Annotated in this window: 14 protein-coding genes and 2 pseudogenes; 10 read left to right on the top strand and 6 right to left on the bottom strand. The window is 40.0% G+C overall.

The features are described from left to right. The first annotated feature begins 772 nt into the window (after positions 1–772). The 6 genes and pseudogenes from H0W62_15015 to H0W62_14990 all read left to right on the top strand — a co-directional run bounded on the left by H0W62_15015 (position 773) and on the right by H0W62_14990 (position 5,350). Positions 773–865, top strand: a pseudogene (locus H0W62_15015) (hypothetical protein). A gap of 413 nt (positions 866–1,278) precedes the next feature. After that, entirely contained in the window at positions 1,279–2,238 is a 960-nt protein-coding gene (locus H0W62_15010) for a T9SS type A sorting domain-containing protein (GenBank protein MBA3649828.1), read from the top strand. Positions 2,239–2,306: 68 nt separating this feature from the next. Next, positions 2,307–2,495: a hypothetical protein gene (locus H0W62_15005; protein ID MBA3649827.1), complete on the top strand. Its 189-nt coding sequence runs from the start codon at positions 2,307–2,309 to the stop codon at positions 2,493–2,495. 385 nt (positions 2,496–2,880) lie between these two features. Next, positions 2,881–3,291, top strand: coding sequence for a hypothetical protein (locus tag H0W62_15000; GenBank protein ID MBA3649826.1), 411 nt, complete (start codon positions 2,881–2,883; stop codon positions 3,289–3,291). A gap of 282 nt (positions 3,292–3,573) precedes the next feature. Further along, positions 3,574–4,755, top strand: a complete 1,182-nt coding sequence (locus H0W62_14995; protein MBA3649825.1) for a hypothetical protein — start codon at positions 3,574–3,576, stop codon at positions 4,753–4,755. Positions 4,756–4,762: 7 nt separating this feature from the next. Beyond that, positions 4,763–5,350 (top strand): hypothetical protein, encoded by a 588-nt coding sequence (locus tag H0W62_14990; GenBank protein MBA3649824.1) that lies wholly within the window; start codon positions 4,763–4,765, stop codon positions 5,348–5,350. Positions 5,351–5,528: 178 nt separating this feature from the next. Here H0W62_14990 and H0W62_14985 read toward each other — a convergent pair whose 3' ends face one another. The 5 genes from H0W62_14985 to H0W62_14965 form a co-directional block, all read right to left on the bottom strand. Then, entirely contained in the window at positions 5,529–5,900 is a 372-nt protein-coding gene (locus tag H0W62_14985; protein MBA3649823.1) for a hypothetical protein, read from the bottom strand. Between the two features lie 271 nt (positions 5,901–6,171). Then, positions 6,172–7,710, bottom strand: coding sequence for a YifB family Mg chelatase-like AAA ATPase (locus H0W62_14980; protein ID MBA3649822.1), 1,539 nt, complete (start codon positions 7,708–7,710; stop codon positions 6,172–6,174). A gap of 297 nt (positions 7,711–8,007) precedes the next feature. After that, on the bottom strand, positions 8,008–8,439 hold the full coding sequence (locus H0W62_14975) for an OsmC family protein (protein ID MBA3649821.1): 432 nt from the start codon (positions 8,437–8,439) through the stop codon (positions 8,008–8,010). Between the two features lie 71 nt (positions 8,440–8,510). Beyond that, complete coding sequence (gene recA / locus H0W62_14970; GenBank protein MBA3649820.1) at positions 8,511–9,563, bottom strand: recombinase RecA; 1,053 nt, start codon at positions 9,561–9,563, stop codon at positions 8,511–8,513. Positions 9,564–9,665: 102 nt separating this feature from the next. Beyond that, complete coding sequence (locus H0W62_14965; protein MBA3649819.1) at positions 9,666–13,034, bottom strand: T9SS type A sorting domain-containing protein; 3,369 nt, start codon at positions 13,032–13,034, stop codon at positions 9,666–9,668. Positions 13,035–13,379: 345 nt separating this feature from the next. Here H0W62_14965 and glgB point away from each other — a divergent pair, with 345 nt between their 5' ends. The 4 genes from glgB (at position 13,380) to H0W62_14945 (ending at position 18,161) form a co-directional block, all read left to right on the top strand. Next, on the top strand, positions 13,380–15,446 hold the full coding sequence (glgB, locus tag H0W62_14960) for a 1,4-alpha-glucan branching protein GlgB (GenBank protein MBA3649818.1): 2,067 nt from the start codon (positions 13,380–13,382) through the stop codon (positions 15,444–15,446). 160 nt (positions 15,447–15,606) lie between these two features. Further along, positions 15,607–16,617 (top strand): fumarylacetoacetate hydrolase family protein, encoded by a 1,011-nt coding sequence (locus H0W62_14955; GenBank protein ID MBA3649817.1) that lies wholly within the window; start codon positions 15,607–15,609, stop codon positions 16,615–16,617. Between the two features lie 112 nt (positions 16,618–16,729). Continuing rightward, entirely contained in the window at positions 16,730–17,491 is a 762-nt protein-coding gene (locus tag H0W62_14950) for a DUF1211 domain-containing protein (protein MBA3649816.1), read from the top strand. A 70-nt stretch (positions 17,492–17,561) separates the two neighbouring features. After that, positions 17,562–18,161: a hypothetical protein gene (locus H0W62_14945; protein ID MBA3649815.1), complete on the top strand. Its 600-nt coding sequence runs from the start codon at positions 17,562–17,564 to the stop codon at positions 18,159–18,161. Between the two features lie 231 nt (positions 18,162–18,392). Here the strand turns inward: H0W62_14945 and H0W62_14940 are convergent. Further along, positions 18,393–18,716 (bottom strand): annotated as a pseudogene (locus H0W62_14940) (aldo/keto reductase). Positions 18,717–18,846 lie beyond the last annotated feature (130 nt).

The raw sequence follows: 18,846 nt of genomic DNA, 5'->3' as shown, positions 1-18,846 counted from the left end.
TCTCAATAATTTTTCTAATGCCATGTTTACCACATTTCAACACATTGGTAATAATAATGACAATAATTATATTGATTTGAATACAAATACTAACTTGGAACTGGCTCTATGAATGGGGAAGCCTACAATAGAGTTCTTAGATTTCCACTTCGTAGTAGCATACTTTATGGTCACAAGGGGTATTATGCTGAATTGGGTTTAAATTATGTCTGGGGTTTTCGTTGGTATAATGTAAGTTCTTATAATGAGGCTTCGATGGTAACGGAGCATTATTTACTTCCATCTATAGGCTTGAGAATTCAAGATTTGGAAAGACGTGCATTATTTTTTCGATTTAATATATATCCGGTAAATGAACTAACTATTAATAGTTCATTTCTCTCTGAATGGCCATTCAATCGAAAGATTCCTACAATTGCTAATAAATTTGTACCATGGATTGGTATAAGCGCGGGATATACTTTTAGGTCAAAGCATATTATGAGTTTGAAAAACAATAAAAACTAGCAATCTAATATTAAGTTCTTTTCAAACCTCACGAAAAAAATTGCCGAATTTCCTCTTGTTTAATTTCATAAGGTATCATAGACTTCAATTCTTTTGATTTTAAGATATTTTTTATACTTCCGTAAAAGAGCACTCAGCTGGCATAAGCAGAAAGTGACTGCAATATTTCTTTGTGGTTACTGCGGGCTCGCCTATGCGAGTACGAATGAGGTGGTAGACTGAAAGCCCGAAGCATGAGGGCAGAGCCTACCTATGTCACTTATCAGGCGGAGGAGGGGAGTATCCTTTGCAGGATGGCTTTGGCTGGACCAATGGAGTGTTATTAAAATTGATAAGGGAATATGGGGTGAAGGATTAATATTTAAACCCGAGCATTACCCCGCCTTCTCTTTATCCAGGCTCCGGTACTGAATGGCTTCTGCGAGGTGTTCGATTCTTAGCAAGTAGTCAGGCACAGAAGGCTACTGATTTTATTCTCAAACTTAAAAAAGATGAGAAGCCCGAGGAGGAGGTTCTCGAAGGGGTAAAAGATGAAGAGGATGACTTACCTGTTTGATTAAAGCGTGAAAGCCTGGTGGATATTTCTATCTTTTTGTAATGTTATAATTATTTTAAAATAGTTACTGCTTGTTTGGCGCCTGTTTGCTTAATGAAAAATTCCTTTCCCTATTTCTTTAGGGAGTATAGAGACGGTAGCTGCGGTGAAAAATGCCAACTTTGTAAAGGGGATATTTATTTTTATTATATTCATAGAAAAATATAGCTAATTTGTTGTACAATATTTTTTTCCATGAAATATTTCCTCTTTTTTTAACTCTGTTTGTATTTCCTTTTGAAGCTTTTTCCCAGTCAACTATCTATCATCCTTTCCCTGACTCCGGTGCTATGTGGACTACGGCTGATATTGAGGTACCCGGCTGCATTATCAATCCATGCGAATATGAATATTACACTGTTGGGGTTGACACTCTTTTTGAAAACCTGCATTATCACAAACTATTAGAGGGTTCATTACAATTCAATCCTCCGAATGAGCCTGTTTATAATGCTCCTCATTTTACCTATCATCTTTTAAGGGAGGATACCCTTAATAAAAAGGTTTATTTCAGAGACGTTTTTGGGGATAATGATGATTTGCTTTATGACTTTGATTTGCAAATAGGAGACACACTTCCCGACGGTTATATTTCCTCGAAAGCCCAGCAAGTTTACGTTCTGGGTATTGACTCTGTACTGATAGCAGATGGCAGTTACAGAAAACAATTTAAACTGAACTCTGTTCTTTACGGAACTATACATGATTCTCTAACTCTTATTGAAGGCATTGGTTATACGGGTGGTTTTTTGAAAACAATCATTCAGATGGCTGGTTTTGAAGGCGGCTCCCATCTTGCTTGCCTAAACCAAGGAGAATCATCTATCTATTATTCCCCATACTTTGATCCGTCTACTTGCTCATTGCCTTCAGGGCTGAAAGAAGTTTCAGAACAGCAGATAAAAATATTACCTGTACCGGTAAAAACAGGTGAGCCGGTTTACGTTACTGGAGTAAAAACTCAGGATGATATATATCTATTTGATGTGCTTGGCAGGTCTTTACAATCTGAACGGTCAAGGAATTATGACCAGACGATTTTATTTTTAAAACCCGGTTCGCCTGGAGTATATATCTGCAGGATTTGGTTAAATAATCAAAAAGTCTTCGTGATTAAAAAAATTATCATCCAATAAATCTTTACGTGATTAAAAAAATTATTTTTTTTTATTTAATTGCATTATTGCAGAATACAGTCAGTTTAATGGCACAAACATGGTTGCCGTTAGGCCCTATCGGATCACCTGCTTGTAATGGTTGTAATCATTACTATGGTACGGGCAGAGCAGAAGCAATTGCCTTTGATCCCAGTTATACAACAAATCATACCATGTATATGGGCAGTTCTTTTGCCCTTGTTGGTATCCGGTGCAGCCGTTGCCGTGTCGCCTGACCGGCAACGACAGTGGAGGTCATTTAATAGTGCAATTATTTATGCAGTATAAATAAAGCCTGATACTATTTGTTGAAAAAATATATGGGTTGATTTCTCATGAACATAATCGCATTTAACCTACCCTCTGGTCGCCGGTCAGGGGACCGGCAATGGCCTTAAAGACCTTATAGAAGCCGCTTACACAGTTGTTGGTCAGCCTTAACTGAACCTTTGCCCAGATCAACAACGGCAAAGTGCGATTCAGTTAAATTTTTCACAATGTAGTTGATTTAGATGAATGGGTTGCCATCATAAGCTTTAGCATAGTTAAGTTTTAGAAAAATTTGTATTATTGATAAACTGTTTTATATGAAAAAAATACTTTCCTTATTTTTCTTTTTAATTGCTTAAAACAGGTTATGCTCAAATTGGACCAACTATTTGTGTATCTCCTACGGGCGCTAACAATCCCGCAACAAAGCCCGGATATAATTTAATTTTTGAGGAAACCTTTAGCGGGTCTTCATTAGACTTAACAAAATGGAACAGGAGTACACCTGTAGATGATGGTAATGGTACCAGTAATAGGAATATAGCCATGAACCCGAACATAATCTCTGTTAGTAATGGGATATGCACTATACCCATCAATAATACATATTATGTAGGCTGCCCTTATTCTGCCGGTGAAATAAAATCATTCAGCGTTAGTGACCCTAACTTCAAACCATACTATTTTACAACCAACAGCCTAGTTGAGGGAAGAGTAAAAATACCGATCAAGCAGGGAATGGGCTCATCAGTATGGTTATAAATAAAATCATTTAGTCTCAGCGACCCCAGTTTCAAACCTTATTATTTTACCTATGGTAGTCTCATTGAGGCAAGAGTAAAGATACCTATAAAGCTAGGCTTGGGTTCTTCTGTGTAGCTATATAATTGTTATCCTTATTACTCTGAGATTGATTTATATGAAACTAATGGTAAGGATCTAAATAGGTTTGTAGCATCTGCCACTGGCAAGATGGTACTGGTGTTTCAGGATGTTCAGCTGACGTACAACCGTATAAAAAAAAGATGATTGCGAAATTGTAGTATGCAAACCAGGAAGGGGAAAGATTTAGATTTATCAAGTGATTGGATGGATTTTTCTGTCAAATGGGCTGCTGATTCTATCGTTTGGTTTCTCAACGGTGTGAAAGCTCGAGCCATTAATTTATACGCCATCAAAGAGCCATCTGATTGTTGTAATAACTGCGATGTAAAATACTATCAGCCGCTTTATCCTTTGGCATTACGATTAGGCACCGGACCAAATTCAATTGGAAACCTTAATGATCTCATAATACCTACGGATCTTCCACAATCATTACAAATTGATTACATTAGGGTTTATAAAAAAGCAGGGTATAAAGCGATTTATTTTAATATTTTGCCAACAACTATATGTAGAACCGGAGGAGCCACCATTCAGGCGTCATATTTTCCTGGAGTTACATACACATGGGATCAGACTAATTTTACGGTTTCACCCACAGGTAATTCCCAAAACTATCCTTTTGAAGTATGGGCTACTCCCAAGTCATCATTGCCCGGCAATACAACGTATCCCCTAACGCTTACCTCCACATTTCCTTCTGGGTATACGGAAACTAACACTCTTAACATATTTGTGCCTATTGCAGCGCCTGCTACTCCTACCATTATTTCTCATTCCCAACTCAGCGGCACGTGTTATTACGAGGCCCGTATTGTTTTACCAAATAGTTTTACTACTGGACTTTGGAACGAAGGTAGCTCTTGCACAAATATGACTCCCGGCTTGAATAAGCAAATTGGATCTGTATGGTATAGCACCATGTCACCGTTGGACCCTAATGGAAGCTATACTTATACTGTTCAGTTGCAAAATGCCTGCGGAGTCTCTGGCTGCGCTACCAGATCATTTACTACCGGTCCCCCTCCAAACAACTGTCAAAAGAATCCGCTTGGCAAAGGCGCAGCAGATTCATCTTCTTTAGCTGATCACAATTTATTTAATATCTTTTCCAGTGATGGACGGAATTATAAGGTTAGCCTTTCGCCTTCTATTAATAGACGTCATGAGTTCTACTCTTTAATAATATACAACATACTGGGCAAGGTAATAACTGTCATTCGCTTACGACCGGATGAAGATTTTGAATTTTCCATGGACGGAATAGCCGATTGCCTATACGTTGCTGCGCTGTTCAGTAATAGCGGTATTCTCTTAGATCGTGAAAAATTTTTAAAATGATCTCAACATGAAATGTCGTTTCATTTGTATCCTCAGCATGATTCGCTTAATTGCCTCTAACCCAACCAACGGGCAAAATATCAGTTCCAGTACATTAAATATGGAAGCTTTCGGTGCGGGGGGTGCTGGCGCATATGTTTCATTGAATTACGATTTGGCTTTTAAATTACCTATAAAAAACTTTAAGGTAGCAGCAGAAGCTGGGATTGCCCCAGGCGTATGGGGATACAGGGTGCTCAGATTTCCGGTAAGAGTTAGTATACTTTATGGGAAAAATACATACCACGTGGAACTGGCGGAAAATTATATCTGGTGCATAGGTTGGACTGATAATGCAGGCTATGAAGATCCGACAAAAACAGTTCAGCATTATTTTATTCCCTCTATAGGTTTAAGAATTCAGGATTTTGAACGGCGAGCTCTTTTTTTTCGATTTAATGTTTATCCGGTGAATGCGGTCAGGATGAATAATTCATTTACTTCATTTGTTTCAGGGTGGCCTTTCAATAAAAAAATTCCCTCTATAGCGCACAAATATGTACCCTGGATAGGTGTAAGTGCAGGATATACCTTTAATAGAAGGCATCCTCAATAAAAAATTGACTTGTTGAGTTTCTTAGAGTAATAAATTTTTTAAAAAGATAAAACGCTTGCACCAGATAAAACATCCATTCTATGGATGGAATAGCTGATAATTATGCCTTCCTTGTTGGTCGGGATTTGTAATCCCGTCCGACTAAGTATTCGGATTTCAAATTCGAAATCTAATTTAATCATTCCAGAAATTCAACATCCATTATTCCTTTTCCTCCTGCATAATCAATTGCTGAACTCAAACTATAATGGTGAGGTTCATTTACAAATCCGGCTTCAATTGCATTGTAATGTACGTAGTTCAGTTTTTGCATACAAAACTTATGAGTGATTAATTTTTCAGGATGATAACCATCTTGCCACACTTTATATTCTTTTATTTTTCGATTGTTGCGGCCAGCGTATTCTAATGCACTCATTAACCAGCTTTGCCTGCTTTCATTTATCTCTGCAATGGCTTGATAATCAAATTTCGAAGTATGTTTCTTAAAAGCTTGCATGATGTCAGGTAGTGTTATTTCGTGCTTTCTTGCTTCAACAATCAAATTCAAATGACTGGCTAAACTCCATACAAAAATGATAAGCCCTTTTTCTCGTTCATAATACTTTAATGAACGATTACTACCTCCTGAAGTGCCCTTTTGGTGAAGAAATCAATCCATTGAACAATTGTTGAGGTGATGAAATAAATTCCTTCCGGATTATTCGCCTGATATTTGAAACCCATATTGTATTATTTTTAAGAGGATTAAAACGATCATATAGTAAGGGAATTTTTAATCCCTTTCTCAAGAAGTCCGGATTACAATCCGGACTAACCACTCATCCCGCCCAATTCTCTTTATCCAGGCTCCGGTACTGAATGGCTTCTGCGAGGTGTTCGATCTTTATCTCATCACTGGCCTCAAGGTCGGCAATGGTGCGCGATACTTTCAGGATACGGTCATAGGCACGTGCGGATAATCCTAGTTTCTCCATCGCCGTTTTAATCATATTTTCTCCAGCTGCCGGGACAATACAATATTCGCGCATGAGCTTAGTGGTCATCTGCGCATTGCAGTGAATATCTTTCTGTTCTTTAAACCTGTTCTCCTGGATGTTGCGTGCTTTAATCACCCGCTCACGCACGCTCGCGCTTTTTTCAGATGATTTAATATTCGATAATTCCTTGAAAGGAACAGGCGTTACCTCCACGTGAAGATCGATGCGGTCCAGCAATGGCCCTGAAATTTTGTTGAGGTATTTATGAACCACACCCGGGCCACACACACACTCCTTGTCGGGGTGGTTGTAATAGCCGCATGGACACGGATTCATAGCAGCTATAAGCATGAAGCTCGACGGATACTCTACCGAAAGCCGTGCGCGGGAAATTGTGACACGCCTTTCCTCCATCGGCTGACGTAATACCTCCAAAACAGCGCGTTTAAATTCTGGAAGCTCATCCAGGAATAGCACGCCATTGTGAGCCAGTGAAATCTCGCCAGGCTGCGGATTTACGCCTCCGCCTACAAGCGCAACATCACTCACTGTATGGTGCGGAGCCCTGTAAGGACGAACGGAAACAAGAGATGCCTCCGCAGGTAGCTTCCCCGCAACTGAATGTATCTTGGTTGTCTCCAAAGCTTCCTGCAGCGATAACGGTGGAAGAATAGTAGGAAGCCTTTTGGCAAGCATGGTTTTACCTGCACCGGGCGGACCAATAAGAATTACATTATGACCACCGGCAGCGGCAATCTCTAATGCCCGCTTTATATTTTCCTGTCCCTTTACATCAGAGAAATCAAAGTCGAGGTGATTCTGCTGTTCAGAAAATTCCTTACGTGTGTCAATAATCACCTGTTCAAGGTTCCTGCTGCCGTTAAAAAATTCTACTACTTCAGTAATGTTCTCTGCGCCAAACACCTTAAGGTTATTTACTATTGCCGCTTCCCGTGCATTTTGTTTCGGCAGAATAAATCCTTCAAAGCCAGCTTTCCGTGCTTCTATTGCAATAGGCAATACACCCTTCACCGGCTGCAGCGTTCCATCGAGTGAAAGTTCACCCATGATGATGTATCTGTTTAAGCGATCTCCCTGCACCTGGTTGGAAGCTGCAAGAATACCCATAGCAATGGTGAGGTCATAGGCAGAGCCTTCCTTCTTTACATCAGCGGGAGCCAGGTTAATCACGGTTCTTCTACGGGGCATGCGATAGCCGCAATAGCCTAAAGCCGCTTCTATACGCAGCATACTTTCCTGAACTGCTTTGTCTGCCAGCCCTACCATATACCGGTTGGCACCGCGGCCTACTGCAACTTCAACAGTAATGATCATGGCGTCAATTCCGTAAACGGCGCTGCCAAATGTTTTTACAAGGATGGTTTCACCTTCGGAAGAGTCTTCAAATGATTCGCGGGGGCTATCGGAATATTCTTCCTGCATAAGAATTTTTTTATTACTTTTCCCGATGATCGGGATAATCAAAGAATCGCCAATCCCGAATGGCTCCACCTGAGAATCGCGAACTCTCACACAGCTTCTATTTCAGGAATTGCATCTTTTTTTAACTTGTTATGGTTAGTGTTGCAACATTAATTAAAACATTATGTAATGCCTTAACCGGCAAGATAAAACTCCTTAAAAAATAAATTTGAATTATAGAGAATGGTATCCGGATTATGGTGTATTCACAGTAGAAGTAACCAATTCGGCCTCCATTGTAATATTCATATTCAATGCCTTGGAAACAGGGCAATTAGCTTTTGCATTCTCCGCACACTCTTTAAATTTTTCAGGACTGATACCGGGCACATTTCCTTTCACTGTTAGATGAGATGAAGAAATTACACTGTTTTCGAGGGTAACGGCAGCAGTGGTTTCAAGTGAATCAGGAGTAAAGCCGGCTTCACCCAATGCAAAGGTGAGCTTCATGGTAAAGCACCCTGCATGCGCTGCAGCAATCAGCTCTTCAGGGTTGGTTCCTGTTCCTTCAGCAAATCTTGAATTATAGGAATATTGTGTTTTATTAAGAACTCCGCTTTGAGTGGAGAGATTTCCTTTTCCCTCTTTCCCGGAGCCGTTCCAGACGGCAGTGGCAGTACGTTTCATGTATTGTTAAAAATTTAAGTTAAAATTCCTTTGAATATTTATATGACAGGGGACCTCAATAGCGACTTATATTAATCTTCTTCTTTTTCCACTTTAGCTACTTGCTCAGGTCCTAAAACTTTTTCTTTAATCTTCATTTCTATTTCTTCAGCAAGCTCCGGATTATCTCTTAATAATTGTTTTACCGCATCTCTACCTTGTCCAAGCTTATCACTCTCATAGCTGAACCAGGATCCGCTCTTATTTACGATACCCATTTCAACCCCCATGTCCACAATTTCTCCTTCTTTGGAAATTCCTTCTCCATACATCATATCAAATTCAGAAAAACGGAACGGAGGCGCAACCTTATTTTTTACCACCTTCACCTTTACCCGGTTTCCAACGATAACATCGCCATCTTTTATTTGGCCCGTACGGCGAATATCAAGACGTACAGAGGCATAAAATTTTAAAGCATTTCCCCCGGTGGTGGTTTCAGGATTACCAAACATTACACCAATCTTCTCACGAAGCTGGTTAATGAAGATGCAGCAGCAATGCGTTTTGCTTATGGTAGCAGTGAGCTTACGGAGCGCCTGCGACATTAACCTTGCCTGCAACCCCATTTTACTTTCCCCCATTTCGCCTTCCAGTTCCCCCCTTGGAACCAATGCGGCAACAGAATCAATTACAAGAATATCTATAGCGCCGGAGCGAATCAGGTTGTCTGCAATTTCAAGTGCCTGTTCTCCATTATCCGGCTGCGAAATCAGAAGATTCTCTACATCTACTCCCAGCTTCTGGGCATAAGATTTATCGAATGCATGCTCGGCATCTATAAAGGCTGCGATACCGCCTTTCTTTTGTGATTCTGCTACGGCATGAAGCGCAATCGTTGTTTTTCCCGAGGACTCGGGACCATAAATTTCAACTACTCTACCTTTTGGAAAACCGCCTACTCCCAATGCAATATCCAACCCGATTGATCCGGTGGAAATAGCCTCAATTGGCTCTATCATCGTATCGCCAAGCTTCATAATGGTGCCTTTTCCATAAGTCTTATCTATCTTTTCCATGGTAAGCTTAAGCGCTTTCAACTTTTCCTGATTTACCCCTTTTTCCTGGTTTGTGCTCGTCGGCATGTTCAAGTTTTTTTTTATGATCAAAAGATAAGAAACTAATTTATAAAAAGATTATAGACTCAAATACATATTTTCAATCAATGCCTGCTTAAGGACCGCGGGCTAATGGTTAATGATCAGTTTTCGAATGAAACTTTTTCCTTCCGTGCTTAACTGACAGAAATAAATCCCATTAGGGTATACAGATCCGTCCAAGGCAAAATGATATATACCGGCAGGTTGATATTGATCCTGAATAAGTTTTTGCATTACATTTCCGGAAACATCCAAAGTTCTAAGCGTGACATTAACAGACTTTTTTAATTCGTAGCTAACAATAGTATTATCAGCAAATGGATTTGGATAGCTGGTAAATGAAAGATCTGAATTAGAATTGGCATGAATACCTGAAAAAAGACCCGAAGGTGGAAAATCTATAAGATCCAGCCATGCACAATCTTCGCCAATTGCCAGAGATCCATCTCTTATATACGTCCATTTAAAAGTATGTGTGCCTGTAATTACAGGATAACTTTCCCTGGTCCATGGTGTAATACCGCTCCAGCCACCCTCGAAAATATCATCTATAAAAAATTTAAGATAATTAACATTAGCTTCCGAAGAAACCTTTCTGTAAAAAGAAATGGAATCATTGCGACTGACATCCAGCGTTATCTGTAGACTTGAAGATTCATTATCCCCTGTCTTGCCGGAACGGATGCAATATATTCCTTCATACGGTGATTCAGATGTAAGGAACCAGGGCTTTTTTCCATCATTTATCCATTGGAAAAGAGAGAGATCACCGGTTTCAAAATTGTCTATCTGAGGGGTAACAATTATCGGAAAAGTAGTAGTGGCATAGTAAGCTCCTGCAGTTACCGTACAGGTAAAAAAAACTTCGGTACCCGCCAATACATTGCCGAAAGGCATTGAAACATTAAATAGGGCTGAAGCTGATGTACCAGCGGCAATCACAGAGATGTAGTATAAAGAATCCTCTAAAGTAATAGCTGCAATATTGCAGCTTAACGAGACCGTTAAATTTCCTGCGGAACCATTTCCCATGTTCTGAATAACAATACTTAAAACATCCGTTTCTCCCGCATCCAGGTAATGATCCCCATTGCCAGGAAAAGAATCTTTTACAATCAAACTATAGACTTCAAGCTTTGGAGCATATAATAAAATTGAAAAACTATAAGTCCAGATGTGATGGTCGCTATCGCTGATGGTTACAGTAAAAGGTATTAACTCTCCCGCAGCCACCGAATCGTCAACTATAAATGTGAAGGCGCCAGCCTCTGTAACAGCTGAAGTATCTGCAATTACACCGAAAAATTGTGAAGAGTCAATAATTGTAACTGCTGATGATGTAGAATTAAGTATTGTACTTACACCCGAGGCAACACTCAGTCCGGCATTTTTAAGAGTAACACCCACTGAAATTGTTTCTTCTGATTCCGCAAGCCCGTTATGGTTGCCGATTATATCATTTATTATTACCTCAGTGCCTGATACATTGGGATCATTTGAATACAGCACCGGCACTCTGGCATTATATGGAGTTTTATTAAAAGAAGTTACTGTAAGGGTAATGGTATCAGGCTGCTGCAATACAGGAAAAGTAATTAACGCCATTCCATTTTCTACCTCTGCTTTCCCGATAAGAGAATCACCAAGATTAAAAGATGCAATAGCATTTTCGTCATCACATGAAATAATAAATGTGGTGTCTCCTGTGTACATCACGGAATCGTGGTAAACGCTAATAATAGAAGGAAAAGCCGTTCGCACTGCAAGCGACGGATCACCGAATAAAGTCCAGGTATCGGTCATTTCAAACCCGGTAACACCGTATTTATCATTCATGCTAAAGCAACCGTTTATGGAAAGATAACCGAATGTACTGGACTGAATATCCGTATTTGAATCTGTAAGTAAATTGTTGAATTGATCCTGAGCTTCCATAGGCTCACTCCAGTACTGATCAACGGTTGACATAAATGAAGCAACTGCGCCTGAAGGTAATCCGTTATAGGTTGCGCGTGCCCACGATTCCGCCAGGCAGGTAGTAGACGTAAAGTTCCCGGTTTGACATCCCACTACCCAGATGAACGGCCACTGACTGGTATTGTTTAATGCCTCAGCATCTGCTCCATCAAAATTTGTAGTACCCAGACTTGTAGCATTGCCATGCCCTGTGTAGTTGATTAATCCTGCACCGCTATTAACGATAGCAGCCAGATCACTGCTGGAAGGATCCCCGGCAGCATCATTGCCTCCCTGGTTTCCGTCATACAATTCATAAACATTAGAATACGTGAATCCCAGCAGTTGTGTCCTGATGTTTTGCTCATGCTGCCAGTCATGCTCATAATCATCCCCTAAAGTATACGCATCAGAAGCAATGCCCGCACCTACTGAATAATAATTATCAGGCAACGGATTTTTTTCATAAGAAAGAGTGCGCTCTACCTGTGTTATCACCTGCTGTTCTTTTTCTGCCGAAAATCTGCCAATAAATATTTCCTGATAATGGTCATCACCCAGAATATAGCCGTATTCATTGTCGGAAGCACCCGCATTTGTTTTACTTGAAGATACTTCAGCATTATCACCTACCAGCAACAGATAAGTGAGCGAATGGGTGTTGTAATAGTTTACTATGTAACTTTTAATCAAAACGGGATCATTGCCTATGCTGGCAACATCAACAATATCCGTTTGAATTCCCTCCTGCTTTTTCCATTGAATAAACGGCTGCATTGCGTTTATAAAAGGTCCATAACATATAATAAGCATAGAGCCGAAATCTTTTGCCGGAAGTGTGGTTCTTGCTGCTATTTTAAAATTCAGGAAATGATCACGGTATATGCGGTCAAAGTGCCTGTCAATTTCTGTGGTTTGGGGTTGCTTTAATATGTTTATGGATGTTCCCGAAATGGAAGGACTAACTTTTACGGTGATCTCAGAATATATACGGAGTGTTTTAGTAACCGGGTTATACTGCACCGGGAAAACAACAACTGTTTGTGCACGGTAATCCCGCATTATATAAGGATCACGAAGAGATGCTATTTTTTCAGGAAAAAATTTATTCTGCCTGTATGTTTCACCGTAGGTATAAACAATGCCATCAGGATCTGTTGTTCTTAAAATACTTCCTTTTGATGGTGCAACATCTATATTTAAATAATCAGTGTATTTACTGTCTATCACATTAACATCCATATGCTCATTATCAGGAACAATAACAGATGAGGTTAATTTCGGAAGATCCGGGCTTCCGGCTTCCAGGAGAGGAGTGCCTTTTTCTATGGAAATAATAACCGCGTCACCTTTACCGGTAGGTACTGATGTTTGTTGTATTTGCCCTGGTTTAAATTTAATAGTGCTTTCCTGTGCGTTTGCTGCTACCAGACTTATTTGAGTAGTTGAGCTTGAAGGCGTCTGTTGCGAAAAAGAAACTGAGCAATTAACAAGCAGCAATATGATTGAAGTTAAATACTTAAGGCTTTGAAAAAATTTCAGGCAGCATATTTTCATCAGGAAATAATAAAATCAGTAAGTCAGGAATTTAAGAATGAATCCGGCAGAACAAAGCTAAAGTATTATGGCGTTGCGGCATAGACAAAAACTTTTAGTATAGTCGCATAATATTTCTTTTATTGATAACCTTGACCGAACTGAGCTAAAAAATGCTTAAGAACCATCCATCAGTCGTAGGGTAACAACCATAAGTTACATAACAGATGCAGTTAAAGAAAATGGCCTGGCTAAATGTTGCCTTAGTTTCAACTGATTCTATTCCTACTTTTACAGTAATTGAAGAGTATGAAGCCTAACACCAACAGTGATAAAAGAAAGGCGCCGGCAAACACCTTTCAGCCGGTAGAAAACTTTTCCCTTCTTACTGATTTGGATATGTTCCTATTTAAATCGGGTAAGCATTTTAAGCTTTACGAAAAATTTGGTAGTCACGTTCGGGATCATAAAGGGGTGACCGGTACTTACTTCTGTGTATGGGCACCTAATGCAGCATTTGTTTCAGTAATTGGTAACTGGAACCACTGGAACCATGAAGTGCATAAATTGCTTCCACGCTGGGATGATTCAGGAATATGGGAAGGATGGATTGCCAATATAGGAAAAGGGGAAGCATATAAGTATTTCATAAAATCTAACATTAGTGCGCAAGAGCTCGAAAAATCAGACCCATTTGCTCATTACTGGGAACGTCCGCCTCAAACGGCTTCTATCATTTGGGACACCTGGTACGAATGGAAAGACCAGCACTGGATGGAATTGCGAAAAACAAAAAATCAGCTTAACCAACCCTTTGCCATATACGAAGTGCATCTTGGCTCCTGGCGCAGAAGTCCTGATGATCCTGAAAAAGTTTTGGGATTCCGTGATCTTGCCAGTGATCTCGTGAATTATGCTAAGGAGATGCATTTTACCCATGTGGAATTGATGCCATTAATGGAACATCCATTTTATGGCTCCTGGGGTTATCAGGTTACGGGCTTTTATGCACCCACCTCTCGCTTCGGTGAGCCCCAGGACCTCATGTACCTCATTGAGGAGTTGCATAAAAATGAAATAGGAGTTATTCTTGATTGGGTACCTTCTCATTTTCCGGGAGATGCTCATGGCTTGATGAATTTTGACGGCACTGCCTTATACGAGCATGCTGATAGCCGAAAGGGTTTTCATCCCGATTGGAAAAGCTACATTTTTAACTACGGCAGAAACGAGGTACGTTCATTTCTTATAAGCAATGCTTTTTACTGGCTCGATCGCTATCATATTGATGGATTACGGGTAGATGCAGTGGCATCCATGCTGCATCTGGATTATTCACGGAAAAAAGGGGAATGGTTACCAAACATTTATGGTGGTCGGGAAAATTTAGAAGCCATTTCTTTCATCCGGGATTTCAATAGCGGTGTATTTAAAGAATTTCCGGATGTACAAACCATTGCTGAAGAATCTACCAGCTTTCCAAAGGTGACGCACCCCGTTTACAATGGAGGCCTTGGTTTCAGCATGAAGTGGATGATGGGCTGGATGAACGATACGCTTAAGTATTTTTCTACAGACCCCATCTATCGTAAACATCACCACCACCAGATTACCTTCAGCATCATGTATGCTTTCACTGAGAACTTTGTGCTCCCTTTTTCACACGATGAAGTGGTGCATCTGAAAAAATCATTGCTGGAAAAAATGCCCGGCGATGAGTGGCAACGCTTTGCCAACCTCCGTACGATGCTGGTTTATCAATACAGCCATCCCGGTACCAAGCTTCTGTTTCAGGGCTGCGAAATGGGGCAGTATAAAGAATGGAATCACGATCAGAGCATCGACTGGCACTTGCTGCAGTTTGCACCGCACAAAGGTTTGCAGCAATTGGTGAAAGAGCTTAATAAATTATATACATCGGAACCGGCACTCTATAGCAGAGATTTTTCACCGCAGGGATTTGAATGGATGAAAGTAAACGATGCAGAACACAGTGTACTTATTTATTGCAGAAATGGTACACAGCAAAATGATATAGTGCTCATTGCTTTAAATCTAACACCTGTTGCCCGGTATAATTACCGGACTGCTGTGCCGCTGGCAGGTACCTGGAAAGAGTTAATTTGTTCTGACGATGCGAAATACTGGGGTGCAGGTTTCCAGACGCGCGGTGATATTGTATCTGAACCGACTCCATGGGACAATAAAAATGATTCTATGGAAATTGATCTGCCTCCTCTAAGCGCTGTTATTTATAAATATGGAGGGGAAAATCAGAAAATTATAGAAGAACCTGTAAAGTTAACAGGTGCAGAAAAAGCTGAGATCCCCATTAAAAGAAAGAGAAGGATCCAACGCAGGCCAGCCGGAACCTGAATTGGTTTTATTTGGATTATCAATGATTGATATTGCACTCGCCTGAATCACACAATAGACAATAGAGAAGATAGTATCCATTATTTTCACGTTTATATTTCACTATCCCGCAATTAAAAATCAAACTTTTAAACCCACACCTTTCAACTCTTCATTTCCTATGAAACTCATCAGTTATTTTGATCCGCTTGATGAACAGGATCATCTTGCCATAGTGCATGAAAACAGCTTTTATAATATGCAGGATCTCGATTGGCGGTTACCCGGTAACATGCAATTGTTCCTGTATGCCTGGGATGATATAATTGAAACAGCTCTCGAATATGATCAGCGCATAAAGGATGGAAACCTAAGGAATGCCAAACCTATGCTTTTACAAACTGCTCAGCTGATGGCACCTGTTCCGCAACCTGCTTCGTGCCGGGATGCTTATGCGTTCCGCCAGCACGTGGAAGCGGCGAGAAGGAACCGCAAGGTGGAAATGATTTCCGAGTTTGATCAGTATCCTGTTTTCTATTTTACAAACCACAATTCCATTCAGGGCCCCGGCGATATTGTATGTATGCCCGACCATTTTAAAAAGCTGGACTTTGAACTGGAAGCAGCCATAGTGATCAATAAAAGCGGGCGAAATATCCATGCTGAAGAAGCGGACAGCTACATTGCCGGTTTAATGATCATGAATGACATGAGCGCACGGGTATTGCAGATGGAAGAAATGAAATTGAATCTTGGCCCTGCAAAAGGAAAAGATTTTGCTACCGTAATTGGCCCATGGCTGGTAACAACAGATGAGCTGGAGGAGTATAAAATTCCCTGCAAAGAAAACCATACAGGTAACAACTATAGTCTGGAAATGACTTGCCGGGTAAATGATAAAGTAGTTTCAAAAGGCAATTTGGGTGATATGGACTGGACCTTTGCCGAAATTATTGAACGAGCTTCTTACGGTGTTCATTTACAACCAGGGGATGTAATTGGCAGCGGAACGGTTGGTACAGGATGTTTTTTGGAATTAAACGGTACCGGCAAATTAAATGATCCCAACTATAACGAGCAATGGCTTCAGGAAGGGGACGTGATTGAAATGGAAATTACGGGTTTGGGACAATTGAAAAATACAGTAGTAAAGGATGAAAATGATTTTTCAATTCTGGCTTTAAATAAATAGAATTGCTAAGCCAGGAACATAATTTTCTGTAATCTACTGCCGGTAAGCGCTGCCAGCTGATATGTGATACGCTTTGCTGTTACCATTCCAAAAATGTTTTAAATTTTTATAAATGCGGCAAATACTGGTTAAGAATTCTTTTGGACATAAAAGAGGTACGCGGTGGCGCGGGCACGAGGTACAGCGAATTGAAGCTTTTACAGATGCAGTATTTGCTTTCGCCATTACGCTCCTTGCTGTTTCACTTGAAGTTCCACGCAGCTTTAATGAGCTCCTGGAATCGATGAAGGGATTTGTAGGTTTTGGTTTTACGTTTAGCTTTCTCTTTTTTATCTGGTATCAGCACTACGATTTTTTCAGAAGGTATGGAATTGATGACCGCACAATAATTCTTTTAAATGGTATGTTTTTGCTTGCAGTTATGTTTTTTATTTTTCCATTAAAGTTCATGTCTTACCTGATAGTGACCATGGTTTTTAACTTTACAGATGAAAATATGCATCGCATCATGAGCATCAGGCAGGTTCCTCAGTTATTATCCCTCTATATGTTTGGATTATCATTGCTGATGCTGTCATTTACCCTTATGTATCGCCATGCACTTAAGTATCGCCTGCATTTGGAATTAAACGATGAAGAAACAGATATTGCCTTAAGAAGATATTGCAGCTATTTATTTTCGGTTCCACTCCTTATGATGGGAGTGATTTTGTATTTACTGCTTCCTCAGAATAATACAGCATTGATTCCCTTAATTGCGCTTCCTCTCGTGATTATGAACCGATGGTTGAAAAGAAAGAAAATTAAAGTGAACTGGCTGATGCCACATGCTTCTGAGATATCAAATGAATCCAATAATGAAATTGTCGCATGATTTTAAAACTGTGTCTTTAATGGAAATAGTACAACTCAATAATTTATTTGATAGCCATATTTAGCGCATCATGAAAAGGAAAAAATATCTCCTTATCTCAATATTTTTATTTGTATTGATAAAAACATCATTTGCCCAGTCTGAATTCTTAGTAAATTTTTCTGCCATCCAGAATGAACAGGTAGTGCATTTGAGCTTTACGCTTAAAGGTGGCATTACGTGTTTGGGAACGCAGATAGAGCGTGCAACAGATGGAATCCATTTCGCTGCAATTGGAAGCATTGCCGGGGTATGTGGAAACAGCAACTTTGAGGTAACGTATTCCTATGATGATAGCATGCCGGTATTAAACCAGAGTAATTTTTATCGCCTGCAATTAGGGCAGCTTGGCTATTCCCAAATTGTGAACCTGAGAGTAAGCGACTATTCTAAAGGATGGCAAATAATTCCGAACCCGGCTACCGACGAGGCGGTAATCTATTTTCAGAATAAAGGAAACCACCAGGTCATATTTAAATTATATAAAGAGGATGGTTTGCTTATAAAAACTGTCACAACTATCAGTAATTCTATAGATCTCCACAAAAGTGATTTGATGCCTGGTCATTACATTTTTTCTATAGAAGAAAATAAGGAAAAAAGATACAGCGGTCACCTGGTCATTTTATAAGCCCGCAAATTTATCGTAACCAGCGCGGGATTTTTTCGTATCAAAAAGTACGAACATAAATTCTAATCCATCCTCAAAATTTCTCCGATGAAAAAAATTATACTCTTTATAGCTGATATTTTATTTACCTGTTTCTTTATTTACGCGCAGGTTCCAACCTCGTGGAGCAGCTATGGCATAGGCGGCTTAAAGTGATCAAAGTGGTGAAGGACTAAACTGGAATATTATTTATTAAAGTGTCTGCATAAAAGAAACCATTTTTTTTCGTGTGGCTTCATCAGGCATTGGCCCATATGCAGCTTGCATGTTGTCTTTTAAATGATTTAAATCAGACGTGGCAGGGATCACGCACGTAATTGCCGGATGCGAAATAATATACTTTAGAAAAAATTGTGGCCAGGAATTGATATTATAATCAGCAGCCAATTCCGGTAAATTTTTCCGTTTTACTAAATCAAAAAGTGCGCCTTCTTCAAAAGGACGGTTTATCAATACTGCAACTCCTTTGTCTTGAGCGAGTGGCAGCAAGGTCTGTTCTGCTGCACGTACTTTTATGTTGGGTCAACCTGAAAACTCAAAAGGCTTATCTATGAAGGATTTCACAATGGGATGTGGAAAATGAAAAGCCCCAAAACGCAGATAAGCATGCAATTTTGGGGCAGATCAATTTGCACTTCAAATGTAC

It is taken from the genome of Chitinophagales bacterium (genome assembly GCA_013816805.1).
Lineage (GTDB): Bacteria > Bacteroidota > Bacteroidia > Chitinophagales > UBA10324 > MGR-bin340.
This window is presented reverse-complemented; position numbering and strand designations above follow the sequence as displayed.

What these genes read in the sequence shown, in the direction of transcription:
- recA (MBA3649820.1), bottom strand. Translation starts at nt 9,563, where the DNA reads ATGCCGACGAGCACAAACCAGGAAAAAGGGGTAAATCAGGAAAAGTTG.
- glgB (MBA3649818.1), top strand. Translation starts at nt 13,380, where the DNA reads ATGAAGCCTAACACCAACAGTGATAAAAGAAAGGCGCCGGCAAACACC.
- H0W62_14990 (MBA3649824.1), top strand. Translation starts at nt 4,763, where the DNA reads ATGAAATGTCGTTTCATTTGTATCCTCAGCATGATTCGCTTAATTGCC.
- H0W62_14945 (MBA3649815.1), top strand. Translation starts at nt 17,562, where the DNA reads ATGAAAAGGAAAAAATATCTCCTTATCTCAATATTTTTATTTGTATTG.
- H0W62_15005 (MBA3649827.1), top strand. Translation starts at nt 2,307, where the DNA reads ATGGCACAAACATGGTTGCCGTTAGGCCCTATCGGATCACCTGCTTGT.
- H0W62_14975 (MBA3649821.1), bottom strand. Translation starts at nt 8,439, where the DNA reads ATGAAACGTACTGCCACTGCCGTCTGGAACGGCTCCGGGAAAGAGGGA.
- H0W62_14950 (MBA3649816.1), top strand. Translation starts at nt 16,730, where the DNA reads ATGCGGCAAATACTGGTTAAGAATTCTTTTGGACATAAAAGAGGTACG.
- H0W62_14955 (MBA3649817.1), top strand. Translation starts at nt 15,607, where the DNA reads ATGAAACTCATCAGTTATTTTGATCCGCTTGATGAACAGGATCATCTT.
- H0W62_14995 (MBA3649825.1), top strand. Translation starts at nt 3,574, where the DNA reads ATGCAAACCAGGAAGGGGAAAGATTTAGATTTATCAAGTGATTGGATG.